At 57.8% G+C, this 11,603-nt stretch carries 16 protein-coding genes; 10 read left to right on the top strand and 6 right to left on the bottom strand.

The annotated features are described in order from the left end of the window. Positions 1-34 precede the first annotated feature (34 nt). Both C1Y43_RS18070 and yniD read left to right on the top strand, forming a co-directional pair. Positions 35-463 carry an OsmC family protein gene (locus C1Y43_RS18070; protein WP_021313986.1) on the top strand — a complete coding sequence of 143 codons (429 nt, stop codon included), beginning with the start codon at positions 35-37 and terminating at the stop codon, positions 461-463. Between the two features lie 79 nt (positions 464-542). Beyond that, positions 543-650, top strand: a complete 108-nt coding sequence (gene yniD / locus C1Y43_RS24160) for a small membrane protein YniD (protein WP_021507251.1) — start codon at positions 543-545, stop codon at positions 648-650. 111 nt (positions 651-761) lie between these two features. Here the strand turns inward: yniD and C1Y43_RS18065 are convergent, their stop codons facing one another. Then, complete coding sequence (locus C1Y43_RS18065) at positions 762-1,001, bottom strand: hypothetical protein (protein ID WP_021507249.1); 240 nt, start codon at positions 999-1,001, stop codon at positions 762-764. Between the two features lie 111 nt (positions 1,002-1,112). Next, the gene (locus C1Y43_RS18060; protein ID WP_127833729.1) at positions 1,113-1,436 is read right to left on the bottom strand and encodes a hypothetical protein; all 324 of its coding nucleotides are present in this window, start codon (positions 1,434-1,436) and stop codon (positions 1,113-1,115) included. Between the two features lie 58 nt (positions 1,437-1,494). On the opposite strand from C1Y43_RS18060, the gene C1Y43_RS18055 reads away from it, so the two are divergent. From C1Y43_RS18055 to C1Y43_RS18035, 5 genes are all read left to right on the top strand, one after another. Continuing rightward, positions 1,495-1,680 (top strand): hypothetical protein, encoded by a 186-nt coding sequence (locus C1Y43_RS18055; protein WP_021507248.1) that lies wholly within the window; start codon positions 1,495-1,497, stop codon positions 1,678-1,680. A gap of 207 nt (positions 1,681-1,887) precedes the next feature. Beyond that, complete coding sequence (locus C1Y43_RS18050) at positions 1,888-2,196, top strand: PTS sugar transporter subunit IIB (RefSeq protein ID WP_031279665.1); 309 nt, start codon at positions 1,888-1,890, stop codon at positions 2,194-2,196. Positions 2,197-2,284: 88 nt separating this feature from the next. Continuing rightward, on the top strand, positions 2,285-3,601 hold the full coding sequence (locus C1Y43_RS18045) for a PTS sugar transporter subunit IIC (RefSeq protein WP_021507246.1): 1,317 nt from the start codon (positions 2,285-2,287) through the stop codon (positions 3,599-3,601). Next, positions 3,601-3,915, top strand: a complete 315-nt coding sequence (locus tag C1Y43_RS18040; RefSeq protein WP_010618140.1) for a PTS lactose/cellobiose transporter subunit IIA — start codon at positions 3,601-3,603, stop codon at positions 3,913-3,915. Before C1Y43_RS18045 ends, C1Y43_RS18040 begins: the two co-directional genes overlap by 1 nt. A gap of 12 nt (positions 3,916-3,927) precedes the next feature. Then, positions 3,928-5,367 carry a glycoside hydrolase family 1 protein gene (locus tag C1Y43_RS18035; protein ID WP_021507245.1) on the top strand — a complete coding sequence of 480 codons (1,440 nt, stop codon included), beginning with the start codon at positions 3,928-3,930 and terminating at the stop codon, positions 5,365-5,367. 51 nt (positions 5,368-5,418) lie between these two features. Here C1Y43_RS18035 and C1Y43_RS18030 read toward each other — a convergent pair whose 3' ends face one another. Then, the gene (locus tag C1Y43_RS18030; RefSeq protein ID WP_021507244.1) at positions 5,419-6,798 is read right to left on the bottom strand and encodes an NAD-dependent succinate-semialdehyde dehydrogenase; all 1,380 of its coding nucleotides are present in this window, start codon (positions 6,796-6,798) and stop codon (positions 5,419-5,421) included. Positions 6,799-6,950: 152 nt separating this feature from the next. On the opposite strand from C1Y43_RS18030, the gene C1Y43_RS18025 reads away from it, so the two are divergent. Continuing rightward, the gene (locus C1Y43_RS18025) at positions 6,951-7,838 is read left to right on the top strand and encodes a LysR substrate-binding domain-containing protein (protein WP_021507243.1); all 888 of its coding nucleotides are present in this window, start codon (positions 6,951-6,953) and stop codon (positions 7,836-7,838) included. On the opposite strand, the gene C1Y43_RS18020 is transcribed toward C1Y43_RS18025, so the two are convergent. Together C1Y43_RS18020 and C1Y43_RS18015 are read right to left on the bottom strand one after the other, a co-directional pair. Further along, entirely contained in the window at positions 7,833-8,852 is a 1,020-nt protein-coding gene (locus C1Y43_RS18020; RefSeq protein ID WP_146068673.1) for a LacI family DNA-binding transcriptional regulator, read from the bottom strand. The genes C1Y43_RS18025 and C1Y43_RS18020 overlap by 6 nt on opposite strands. A 93-nt stretch (positions 8,853-8,945) precedes the next feature. Beyond that, on the bottom strand, positions 8,946-9,593 hold the full coding sequence (locus C1Y43_RS18015; protein ID WP_021507241.1) for a CPBP family intramembrane glutamic endopeptidase: 648 nt from the start codon (positions 9,591-9,593) through the stop codon (positions 8,946-8,948). Between the two features lie 534 nt (positions 9,594-10,127). Here C1Y43_RS18015 and C1Y43_RS18010 point away from each other — a divergent pair. Then, positions 10,128-10,427, top strand: a complete 300-nt coding sequence (locus C1Y43_RS18010) for an I78 family peptidase inhibitor (protein WP_058758053.1) — start codon at positions 10,128-10,130, stop codon at positions 10,425-10,427. A 250-nt stretch (positions 10,428-10,677) separates the two neighbouring features. Next, positions 10,678-10,995: a hypothetical protein gene (locus tag C1Y43_RS18005; protein ID WP_021507239.1), complete on the top strand. Its 318-nt coding sequence runs from the start codon at positions 10,678-10,680 to the stop codon at positions 10,993-10,995. Positions 10,996-11,006: 11 nt separating this feature from the next. On the opposite strand, the gene C1Y43_RS18000 is transcribed toward C1Y43_RS18005, so the two are convergent. Then, positions 11,007-11,258: a biofilm development regulator YmgB/AriR family protein gene (locus C1Y43_RS18000; RefSeq protein WP_021313231.1), complete on the bottom strand. Its 252-nt coding sequence runs from the start codon at positions 11,256-11,258 to the stop codon at positions 11,007-11,009. Positions 11,259-11,603: the final 345 nt, after the last annotated feature.

Raw genomic sequence — 11,603 nt, 5'->3', positions numbered from 1 at the left:
ACTGAATAGCTGTCTGACTAACAGGAGGAATGACATGACCATTCATAAGAAAGGATCGGCCCATTGGGAAGGCGACATCAAAGGCAAAGGTACGGTTAGCACTGAAAGCGGCGTGCTCAGCAACCAGCCATACGGTTTTAATACCCGTTTTGAAGGCGAGAAGGGCACCAATCCGGAAGAGCTGATTGGCGCGGCACACGCCGCCTGCTTCTCCATGGCGCTGTCGCTGATGCTGGGCCAGGCCGGTCATCCACCGAAAAGCATCGACACCACCGCCGATGTTTCACTGGACAAAAAGGGCGACGGCTTCGCCATCACCAAAATTGCCCTCAACAGCACCATTGCGCTGCCGGGCATCGATGATGCCAAATTTGATGAAATCATTCAGAAAGCCAAAGCCGGCTGCCCGGTGTCTCAGGTGCTGAATGCCGAAATCACCCTCGACTATACGCTGAATAATTAATCGCCCTCACGGGTGACCAGCGGTAGACTATGCGATGCGCCTGCGGGCGCATCGTTGCTTTCTGCTGTCTGGAGGAAACGTGGCAAAAAAACTGGCTGCGACAAAACACTGGAAGATGATTGTGGTGTTGCTGTGCATCTGCGGCGCGCTGATGCTGATTCGCTGGGCGGCGATGATATGGGGCTAAAGGATTGGGTATGCCGCCACAAGCTCGGGGTGCTGGTGATGATTATTCTGGTGCTGGAACTGGTGCACTACCTGCTGACAGCCTCGTGGCTGCCGTGGCAGTTCTGACGCCTCAGGCATATTCGCCGTCATGCTCATGCTGGCGCAGATTGCGCACGCTGCTGCGCGCAATGCGGTAGGCCTTGCGCGGATCGCCCGCGACAAATTCAAAGGTGGGCGAATAGTAAAACGGCAGCCAGCCGCCGAAGCCGCTCTCCCACTCCCAGCGCACCGGACAGGGCCAGAGAATGCCGTCATACAAAATGTAATAAACCCAGCGTCCGTTGGGACGACGGGGGCGAGTTTTTTTCATGGGATTCACAACTGTAATAGTGTAAAGCAGCTTATATTTTGAACGCTGCGGGCCCAGGTTGCAATGCCGTCTGGCTGTTTTTTATGCAATTGATGACGCACTGGCACCGAATTAACGGTGCACTTCCCCACAAAGCAGCACCACGTTCGGCCGGACTTTATGGATGCGATCGGCCATCTGTTCGCAGGCCACTTTCGTGGGGTAAATCCGCTCCGACACCGGCAGGGCATCACAGGCATCGTGGCCGCAGGCGCTCACTAACAAGACAAAACCAATCAACATAACCGCCTCCTTCTGCACCATTCCCGTGGTACGGAATGCGTGGCTGTGTGTTCCTTTTTTTGATCCAGTATAGCTAAACGCCTCAGGCGTCAATGAACAGCCTGAGCGGCTTTTTTGTCCGAACAGAATGATGATAACCAGCGCCGCGCCCATTAGCAGCACAATCTGGGCTAAACTGTGCGGCACTGACAACAATAAGGAGTGATATCTGATGTCTCATGAAATTGCCCATCCGGCCAGCAGCCCAAAACAGGCCGCCCTGCAACTGGTCATCGAACTGGTGCGCGCCGGTAAACTGAGCCCGCTGCACGGCGATGCCTCCAATATGATCTCCATCTACGAACAGTTCAAGGCACACTTCGAAGCCGACAAGCAAAAAGATTCCGCCATCTCCTGACGTTCTGCCCCGGTGGCGCGCTGTGTCTGGCCGCGCCACCGTTCCCCGACTTTCACATAATCTCTTCCGTTTATTATTGCATCCCGATTAAATTTGCAGCGCGCTTTTTGATATTTCTCACAGATCCGTAACGCAAATCTGAAACCGGTTGCAGAAAATCTTTAGCGCGGGTATTCGTTAATTAAACCCCACACTGAGGATTGAATGATGCCAAAGATTCTACTCTGCTGCGCCGCCGGGATGTCCACCAGCATGGTGGTGCAGAAAATGGAGAAGGCCGCCAAAGAGAAGGGCGTCGAGGTTGAGATAAAAGCCGTTGGCATTGAAGAGTTTAACGATCAGATCGCGAACTTTGACTGTTGCCTGCTCGGGCCGCAGATTAAATACAAACTGGCGGACTTCCAGCCGCTGGCGCAGCAGCTAAATAAGCCTATCACTGTGATTAATAGCATGGATTACGGCATGATGAATGGCGCGAAAATATTAGATGATTCGCTAAAGCTGATTCACGCCTGACGATTGTTCCGAAAATAAAATAATTGTTTACGCCTGTGCGCCAATGCACAGGCTTATTCTGTTGTTGCCTGATGCAAGGAGCTCGCCGATGAGCAGCATAAGCGAATCGTTATTTGGTGTGATTGAAAACCGCATCAGCCCGCTGGCCGGACGCCTCTCCAGCCAGCGCCATGTGATCGCCATCCGCGATGGATTTATCGCCTCGATGCCGTTTCTGATTGTGGGCTCATTTATGCTGCTGTTTGCCCATCCGCCGTTCTCAGCTGACAGCTCATGGGCGTTTGCCCAGTGGTGGCTCGGTATGGTGCGCGCGCATGAAGCGCAAATCATGATGCCGTATAACATGACCATGGGCATCATGGCGCTGTATATCGCCAGCGCCATCGCCTATAACCTGGCGAACAGCTACAAAATGAACGGCTTTATGGCGGCCAGCCTGGCGCTGATGGCGTTTCTGGTGGTGGCCGCCCCCCAGAGCAACGGCACGCTGCCGGTTGGCTCACTCGGCGGCGAGGGCATTTTCACCGCGATTCTGGTGGCGCTGTTCGCCACTGAGCTGATGCACTTCCTGCAAAAGCACAACATCGGCTTTAAGCTGCCGGAGCAGGTGCCGCCCAAAATTCGTCAGTCGTTCGATCTGCTGATCCCGATCATCGCCATCTTCATCACGCTGTTTCCGCTCAGCCTGTGGGTGCAGGCGCAGTTTGGCCTGCTGCTGCCGCAGGCGATCATGGCGCTGTTCGCACCGATTATCTCCGCCTCGGATTCGTTACCGGCGGTGCTGGTGGCGGTGCTGCTGTGCCACATGCTGTGGTTCGCTGGCATTCACGGTGCGGTGATTGTCGGCGGCATTCTGCAGGCGTTCTGGCTGACTAACCTTGGCCTCAACCAGCAGGCGCTCAACGCCGGTGAGCCGATCACGCACGTGTTTATCGAGCCGTTCTGGCAGTTTTTCATCGTTATTGGCGGCTCCGGTTCCACCATGGGACTGGTGCTGCTCTACCTGCGCAGCCGCTCGGCGCATCTGCGCTCGATTGGCAAGCTGAGCATTGTGCCCAGCATGTTCAACATCAACGAGCCGGTCATCTTCGGTTCGCCGGTGGTGATGAATCCGATTCTGTTCATTCCGTTTATCTGCGCGCCGTTAGTCAACGCCACGCTCGCCTGGACAGCCACCAAAACCCACCTGATTAACCACGTGGTGTCGCTGGCCCCCTGGACCACGCCGGCACCGATCGGGGCGGCCTGGTCGACCGGCTGGGACTGGCGCGTCATCGTGCTGATTGCCGTGCTGGTAACCATCGCCACGCTGATTTACTACCCGTTTTTCAAAATTTATGAGCGGCAATTGCTGCAGCAGGAGCTTGAGCAGGCCGCCGCAGCGCAACCGGTTAAGGAGGCATGATGGAAATTGATGAGAGCACGGTCATGGAACTGATTATTCAGGCGGGAGAAGCGCGCTCCTGCTCGATGGAGGCGCTGCGCGCTGCGCGGCGCAAAGAGTGGCCACGCGCCGATGCGTTGCTGAGCGAAGCCAGCGAGGCGGCCAGAGCCGCGCACCGTATCCAGACCGAATTGATCGGTGCCGACGAAGGCTGCGGCAAAATTCCGGTCAATCTGATCATGGTGCATGCGCAGGATCATCTGATGAACGCCATGCTGTGCCGTGAACTGGCGGAAGAGATCATCCAGCTGCGGCGCGAGCTGGCTGCGGACTAACAAGGAGGCAGTATGCAACATCCTAACCCCGGTGCGTTTCCGCACGGCTTTCTGTGGGGCGCTTCAACCTCGGCGTATCAGGTTGAGGGCGCCTGGAACGAAGACGGCAAAGGGCCGTCGGTGATCGATAAAGGCCATTTTCCTGAGGGGATGACGGATTTCACCGTCACCAGCGATCACTATCATCGCTTCCGGGAAGATATCGCGCTGCTGGCGGAGCTTGGCCTGAAAACCTATCGCTTCTCCATCGCCTGGAGCCGCATCTATCCGCAGGGTGACGGCGAGCTGAATCCGGCGGGCGTTGCGTTTTATCAGCAGCTGATTGATGAAATTTGCCGCCACGGCATTGAGCCGCTGGTCACGCTCTATCACTTTGACCTGCCATGGGCGCTGCAGCAGGATGGCGGCTGGTCAAACCGGCGCACCGTGGCCGCTTTTGAGCGCTTCGCCATCACCTGTTTCGAGCACTATGGCGACCGGGTGAAATACTGGCTGACCATCAATGAACAGAACATGATGATCCTCAAAGGTGAGGTGATTGGCACGCTGCCGGCCGGCACGGTGGATGCGCAGAAGACGCTGTATCAGCAGAACCACCATATGATGCTGGCGCAGGCCAAAGCGATGATTGCCTGTCACCAGCGCTTGCCGCAGGCCAAAATTGGCCCGGCACCGAACATCTCCTGTATCTATGCCGCCAGCGCCAGACCGGAAGATGTGCTGGCCGCCGATAACTTTTCAGCGATCCGCAACTGGCTCTACCTCGACCTGGCGGTGCACGGCCATTACAACAACGTGGTGTGGGCGTTTCTGCAGCAGCGCGGCTGGCTGCCGCACATTGAGGCGGAGGATATGGCGACCATCGCCGCCGGCCAGCCGGACTTTATCGCCTTCAACTATTATGCATCGGCCACCGTCAGTGCTGACATACCTGAGGTCGCGCGCGGTGAGCTGAACAGCAAGCAGCAGGCCGACCAGCAGATGGCCGGCATCGACAAATCGGTGTACGTCGGCTGCAACAATCCGCATCTGCAGCAGAATCAGTTTGGCTGGTATATCGATCCGGTCGGTTTCCGCATTACCGCGCGCGAGATCTACGCACGCTATCGCCTGCCGCTGATTGTGACAGAAAACGGTCTCGGTGCGTTCGACACGCTGGAGGCGGGCAACAAAGTGTATGACGACTATCGCATCGCCTATCTGCGTGAGCATATCGCCCAGCTGCGGCTGGCAATTGCCGATGGCGTCGAGCTGTTTGGCTACTGTCCGTGGTCGGCCATCGATCTGGTCAGCACCCATCAGGGCATCAGCAAACGTTACGGCTTTATCTACGTTAACCGCGATGAACACGATCTGCGCGATCTGGCGCGCTATCGCAAGAAGAGCTTTTTCTGGTATCAGCAGTTGATCCGCAATAACGGCGCACAGCCTGATGCGGAGGTGGAATACTAACGCGCGGTGCGGCGGCATCCCGGCTGGGTCGCCGCCGCTCCAGCCGCGTGATTAGCGGTGTTGTCCCGCCATCAGCACATATTTTACCTGCACATACTCTTCAATACCGTAATGGCCGCCCTCGCGGCCGTAGCCGGAGTGCTTGATACCGCCAAACGGCACTGACGCCGTACCGACCGAGCCGGAATTGAGGATCACCATGCCGGCTTCCAGTTTTTTCGACAGGCGAAAAGCGCGGCCAACGTCACGCGTCCACGCATAGGCCACCAGACCATATTCGGTGTCGTTAGCGCAGCGAATCACCTGCTCTTCATCACTGAAACGGTACAGGGCAAATACCGGTCCGAAAATCTCGGTGTTGTGCACGGCAAACGAGGCGTCCAGATCGCACAGGATGGTGGGCTCATAGAACAGCCCGCCTTTCGCGTGTGGCTTACCGCCGAGGCGCAGCGTCGCCCCCTGTGCTACCGCATCATCCACCAGCGCGGTGACTTTATCGAGCGCCATGCGGTTAATCAGCGGACCAACCACAAATTCCTGCTGCATACCCTGATCGACGCGGATCTCACTGACTGTTTTCACCAGTTGCTGCACAAAGGCATCGTAAATCGCGTCATGCACAAAGATGCGGTTAGGCGAAATACACACCTGGCCGGAGTTGCGCAGTTTGGCGCTGACCAGCCCGGCCACGCTCTCTTCCAGCGGGCTGTCGGCGAACACGATAAACGGCGCGTTGCCGCCCAGCTCCATGGTCATCTTTTTCAGCGTGGCCCCGCACTGCTGCGCCAGCAGTTTGCCGACGCGGGTTGATCCGGTGAAGGAGATTTTGTGGATGCGCGTATCGCTGGTAAAAGCTTCACCGATGGCTTGCGGATCGCCGGTCACCATCTCAAACACGCCAGCGGGAATACCGGCCTGACGTGCATACTCCAGCAGTTTATACGCAGTAAGCGGCGTTTCTTCTGCCGGTTTGATGATCATGGTGCAGCCCGCGGCCAGCGCGGTAGCAATTTTGCGGGTGATCATCATAAACGGGAAGTTCCACGGCGTGATGGCCGCGGTCGGGCCGACCGGCTCTTTTACCACCAGCACGGAGGCGTTAGCATCGTGCGACGGCAGGGTATCACCGTTGACGCGTTTGGCCTCTTCCGCATACCACTCAATGAAGCCGAGACCGTACTCGATTTCGCCCAGCGCTTCGCTCAGGCATTTGCCGTTCTCCCTGACCATCAGTTCAGCAAACAGGTGCTTATCGGCGCGTACCAGATCGTACCAGCCACGCAGCAGGTCGCTGCGCTGTTTCGCGCTTTTTGCCGCCCATGCCGGAAACGCGGCACAGGTGCGATCGATAGCGGCCGCGACCTCGTCGTGGCGCATGAACGGTGCTTCGCCGACGAGGCTGCCGTCGGCAGGATTGGTGACTTTAATCATTCCAGTGTGCTCCAGTGTCAGAATCAATGTGACAACCTGGCAGTCAGCATTATCGGGCTGGCTGCCGCTGTGCAGAAATGATGCGCGTCTGGCCTTTTCGCCACAATCGATTAAAATTGCTCCATCATTGAGAAAAACTGAACGGTTAACTGATGCGTGATTTGCCACCCCTGAATGCCTTGCTGGCGTTTGAATATGTCGCCCGTAGCGGCAGTGTGCGGGCAGCGGCTGATGGCCTGTCGGTGACGCCAGGCGCGGTGAGTCGTCAGATTCGTCTGCTGGAAGAGTACTTTGGCACGGCGCTGTTTCAGCGTCAGGGGCGCGGGCTGGTACTGACGCTGCCCGGCAATGCCTATTTTCTGCAAATCAGCCAGCACCTCGACGGTATTCGCCAGGCGAGCGCCACGCTGCAGCGCAATGCCGGCCGCACGGTCATCCGGCTGCACTCCTTCACCACGTTCGCCACCCGCTGGCTGATTCCGCGGCTGGCACAGTTTCAGCTGGCGCATCCGGCGATTGACGTGCGCCTGACGACCGCGTCGGAATGGGACGATACGGTGGATTGCGACGCGGCGATTCGGCTTGGTGACGGTACATGGCTGCAGCAGCACGCCACGCCGCTGGTGAAAAACGTGCTGGTGCCGGTGTGCCGTCCGACGGCTGACCGGCGCGCCAGCATGCATCTGGCCGGGCTGGCGCAGCATACCCTGCTGCTGGTGCGCGGACGTCCTGATGACTGGCAGCGCTGGTGCGAAGCATTTGGCGTGGAAATGGACGCGCTGCCGCACCGGCGGCAGATGGAAAGTTCGGCGCTGGCCTATCAGGCCGCCATTGAAGGGCAGGGGATTGCGCTGGCGCAGCGCGTGCTGGTGGAAGCGGAGCTGAAGGCGGGCACGCTGATCGCCATGGAGGATTACCAGCTGGACTGTGGCCGGCACACCTATTACCTGGTGCGCCCGCAGGAGAGTGTTAAGGCTGCTACGCTACAGCAGCTGGAGCAGTGGCTGGTCACGCAGGATGACGGCGATCAGGCGTTATGAGCGGCGAAATGGTCCATCTGCCACGGAGGCGCGCTCAATCAGCCGTCCGCTGAACGGCGGCAGGGGCGCAATCGCTTCGCCCTCGAGCATCGCCACCAGCTGTGCCAGCGTGTGCTGAATCATCTCCGCCACCGGCACGTGAACCGTCGTGAGAGGCGGCAGGAAAAATTCGGCCATGCGAATATCATCAAAGCCCATCAGCGATACATCCTGCGGCAGCCGTTTGCCCGCCGCATTCAGCGCCAGCGCGGCACCAATCGCCATATCGTCATTGCTGGCCATCAGCGCACTGAAGGGTACGCCGGCACTCAGTAGCTGGCGTGCCGCCGCCTGACCACTCTCCGGTGTCCACGCGCCCGGCAGTACGCGCGCCGCTTCATACGGCAACTGATGATCGGCCAGCGCCTGCTGATAGCCAGCCAGACGCGCGTCGGCGGTGGGCGATCCCGCCAGTCCGGTGATAAACGCGATGTCATGGTGACCGCGCGCAATCAGGTAATTCACCGCATCACGGGTATTTTGCTGGTGCGAAGCCCACACGCAGTTCGCCGCGTGCTGCGTCAGACGGCGGTTAACCACCATGATCGGGATATCGTGCTGGTCGATGATCGCTTCCAGCGCGGCGGTGTCGAGAAAACGCGGGTAGATAATGATGGCGTCGCAGCGCAGATCGAGCAGAAACTCAATTGCCGCGCGCTCATCGTCAGCGCTGGTTTTGCCATCGGCGAGGATCAGCTGGCGGCCATAGTTATTGGTCAGCGTGGCCGTCTGGTACAGCAGCTCGCTGAAATAGGGGCCGTTAAACAGCGAATGGGTGACGATCAGGCCGATATTCTGCGATTTTTGCGTCGCCAGACTGCGCGCCAGCAGATTCGGGCGGTAGCCGGTTTCTTCAATCGCCTGAAACACTTTCTGCTGCGTGGATTTGCTGACATAGCGGTTGCCCGCCAGCACGCGCGACACGGTGGCTTTAGAAACGCCCGCTTTGCGGGCCACATCCAGCATAGTAATCATCAGCGCTTCGACCATCATTCCTGCAGGCTAAAAAGCGATAGTACCTGAAAATGCAGGGAAATTAATGGCATCGTTAGCAAACAGTGAGGGGGATCAGGCGTAGAACCAGGCGGGCAGGATGGCGATCAGGTTATTCAGGGTATGCAGAAAAATCGGCAGCGCCAGGCTGTTGCTGCGCAGACGCGCGTAGCACAGCAGCAGCGAGAACAGCGTCAGCGCAACGATGGTTTCCCAGTGCACGTACTGCGTGTGCAACGCGGCGAACAGCAGCGATGTGAGCAACATGCAGGCAAAACGGCTTTTGGGCGCCCACAGCAAAAACGCCTGCAGCAGGAAGCCGCGGAACAGCACCTCTTCAAACACCGGCGCCAGCAGCACGGCGGTGAGCAGCAGAATCAGCATTGAGCTGCGTCCCTGCTGGCTCTGTTCAATCAGCCAGCCTTCCGGCTGCAGGAACTGCGTCTGCGCCACCATCAGCACAAACAGCGCGCCGATGAACAGCAGTGCCTGGCCGGGACGCAGAAAGCCCAGAGGAATGTCGCTGCGGCGCTGGCAGTAAAAACGGTACAGGGGATAGATCACGGCAAATTCAAACAGGCACAGCACTGGCACCAGCAAGCCGTTATTGCGCAGCGTCCCGTAATTGGGAAACAGCGTAATCAGCATGGTCACGAGGTAATAAACCACAAAGCTACCGACGTAAAACAGGGTCAACGTAACTTTGTCGGATTGGGTGTCCATAGGCGACTCAGCGGGCAGAGGAAGACGCATAGTAGCAATGGCGATCGGTGCTGTCGAGGTGCGTTTGCGGAGATTTTCGCCGGTTCAGATACGCCACAATCGCGGCGCTAACCGACCGCCTCATCACAGGCGATACGCGGCATGACGGCTTGCGCTTTCATCACTGAGCAGCAGGCGGAGAAGGAATCGAATGACCTGTCTGGCGCGGAGGATGCCGCTGGCACCGTCTGGTGCACAACGGCAGAGAGAAAATTAACGAGGCTTAACGCACCCGGACGGCCACGAAGGTCATCACGATGGCGAAGCCGATAAAAATAGCCAGTTCCATCATTATCTCCTCAGAAAAGTCTTAGATAATTGTAGCGTCTGCCCGGGTGATTTTTAGACACAGCGTGCGATTAATCCGAAAATGTGAGCAGAAAATCGCGCCTTTTGTCACGCAATGCGACCAGTCTGCTGGAAAAATTTTCGCATCGGCGGCACGCTTTGTTACTCTCAGGAACCCGCTTGTTCATTATCCAGGAGGAGAAAATTGTGAACCATTATGGAAAAGCGCTGCTGCTGACGGCGATGCTCGCCTTAACGGCCTGTCAGTCAGCCAGTAAAACTGACAGCAGTCACGCCGTCAGCCACGATCCGGAAACCGACCAGTGCGGTGCCTCGCAGTATCAGAATTACCTCGGTCAGCCGCTGAGCGCGCTTGATACCCAGCGCTTTGCCGTACCGGTGCGCGCGATTCCGTGGAACGGTGCCGCCACCATGGACTTCAATCTGCGCCGCCTGAATTTCCTCGGCGATCAGAACGGGAAAATTTCCCGGGTTTACTGCGGGTAACACCAAACGGACACGGCATTGTCATCGGGCTGTCACGGCGGCGGGCGAGGATAGCTGCGCATTACGGAGATTTCCTCGTCACTCTCGAATATGCAATGCTCGTCTTGTTTCTTCCCGCTACGGCGGGAATTTTTTTCGCTATAACCTGCCTGCTGCGCCATATTGCCTCCGCCATAGCGCGCGATGAATCGCGGCTCTGCGGCGCCTGGCGTACAGGCAGCAATAACAGACTGACCTTACAGGAGTGACGATGAAATACCTGACCCGAACGCTGTGTTTGACGCTGCTGCTCAGCCCGCTGGCGCAGGCCTCAAGCGAGGCGGCATGGCAGCAACACGATAAAAACCTGCAGCAGGCGTGTGTGCAGGCCAGCGGTCTGAAAGCGGTGAAAGTGGTGGGTAAGCCGATCATGTACGACGACAGCGTTGGCTACGATGCGCTGTTGCTCGAAGGCCGCTATCCGCAAAAGCACATGAAAAATCAGCTGGGGCGGGAACTGTGCCTGTATCAGCGTCAGAGCGGTAAAGCAGTGGTCAGCGAAGCCGACCAGCTGCGGGTGGTGAAATAATCTCCGGGCCGCTATTTTTGCGGCCCTGCTTCTAACAGCTGCGCCAGCAGATTGCGGTAACTCTGCAGGCGCTGTTCATCGCCTTCCACTTCCAGCCGGGTAATCACGCGGGCAATCACCGCTTTATTGGTGGCGGGCTGGCCATCATCCATCAGCTCGCGCATGATGGCGGCCAGCAAATCGCTCTCGTGCGGCGCGTGCCAGGCGGGGCTGTTGAAATAGTCGGTAATCGCCCGACTGGCGCTGTCATGGTGCGTTCTCATAGCCGACCTCCGCAGAGACAACGAAGCCTGCCACCCACGACGGGCAGCAACTGAAAACCTGAATTAAGCATGCGGACTGTCCAGGACGGGCAGCGCCTCGCCAGTGATGACTGGTGATTTTTTAAACATAGATGCGGTGTGGAATATTGTCAGTAACGAATCGTCATATTTTTTCACGTTTGCCGTCTCTCGCGATGCGCTTATCGGGCCTTATGCCAGGTAACCGCACATAAAGACACTACAAAAGTGAGGCATTGCCCTATTTGCTGTGAGCAGAATCACGCCCGGCAGCGAAAAACTGCGTTTTCATCCTCATGCCATGTTTTGCCGTCCGGCAATGTTACG

The sequence above is a fragment of the Pantoea sp. ICBG 828 genome, from assembly GCF_002928355.1.
Lineage (GTDB): Bacteria > Pseudomonadota > Gammaproteobacteria > Enterobacterales > Enterobacteriaceae > Pantoea > Pantoea dispersa.
Note: the sequence above shows the minus strand (reverse complement) of the source record. Positions and strands in the feature narration are given on the sequence as shown.

Excerpts from the sequence above, each read along its gene's own strand:
- C1Y43_RS18020 (WP_146068673.1), bottom strand. The coding sequence starts at position 8,852 with ATGATTACTATGCTGGATGTGGCCCGCAAAGCGGGCGTTTCTAAAGCC.
- C1Y43_RS18050 (WP_031279665.1), top strand. The coding sequence starts at position 1,888 with ATGCCAAAGATTCTACTCTGCTGCGCCGCCGGGATGTCCACCAGCATG.
- C1Y43_RS18005 (WP_021507239.1), top strand. The coding sequence starts at position 10,678 with ATGAAATACCTGACCCGAACGCTGTGTTTGACGCTGCTGCTCAGCCCG.
- C1Y43_RS18060 (WP_127833729.1), bottom strand. The coding sequence starts at position 1,436 with ATGGGCGCGGCGCTGGTTATCATCATTCTGTTCGGACAAAAAAGCCGC.
- C1Y43_RS18025 (WP_021507243.1), top strand. The coding sequence starts at position 6,951 with ATGCGTGATTTGCCACCCCTGAATGCCTTGCTGGCGTTTGAATATGTC.
- C1Y43_RS18015 (WP_021507241.1), bottom strand. The coding sequence starts at position 9,593 with ATGGACACCCAATCCGACAAAGTTACGTTGACCCTGTTTTACGTCGGT.
- C1Y43_RS18055 (WP_021507248.1), top strand. The coding sequence starts at position 1,495 with ATGTCTCATGAAATTGCCCATCCGGCCAGCAGCCCAAAACAGGCCGCC.
- C1Y43_RS18065 (WP_021507249.1), bottom strand. The coding sequence starts at position 1,001 with ATGAAAAAAACTCGCCCCCGTCGTCCCAACGGACGCTGGGTTTATTAC.
- C1Y43_RS18040 (WP_010618140.1), top strand. The coding sequence starts at position 3,601 with ATGGAAATTGATGAGAGCACGGTCATGGAACTGATTATTCAGGCGGGA.
- C1Y43_RS18070 (WP_021313986.1), top strand. The coding sequence starts at position 35 with ATGACCATTCATAAGAAAGGATCGGCCCATTGGGAAGGCGACATCAAA.
- C1Y43_RS18035 (WP_021507245.1), top strand. The coding sequence starts at position 3,928 with ATGCAACATCCTAACCCCGGTGCGTTTCCGCACGGCTTTCTGTGGGGC.
- C1Y43_RS18045 (WP_021507246.1), top strand. The coding sequence starts at position 2,285 with ATGAGCAGCATAAGCGAATCGTTATTTGGTGTGATTGAAAACCGCATC.
- C1Y43_RS18030 (WP_021507244.1), bottom strand. The coding sequence starts at position 6,798 with ATGATTAAAGTCACCAATCCTGCCGACGGCAGCCTCGTCGGCGAAGCA.
- C1Y43_RS18000 (WP_021313231.1), bottom strand. The coding sequence starts at position 11,258 with ATGAGAACGCACCATGACAGCGCCAGTCGGGCGATTACCGACTATTTC.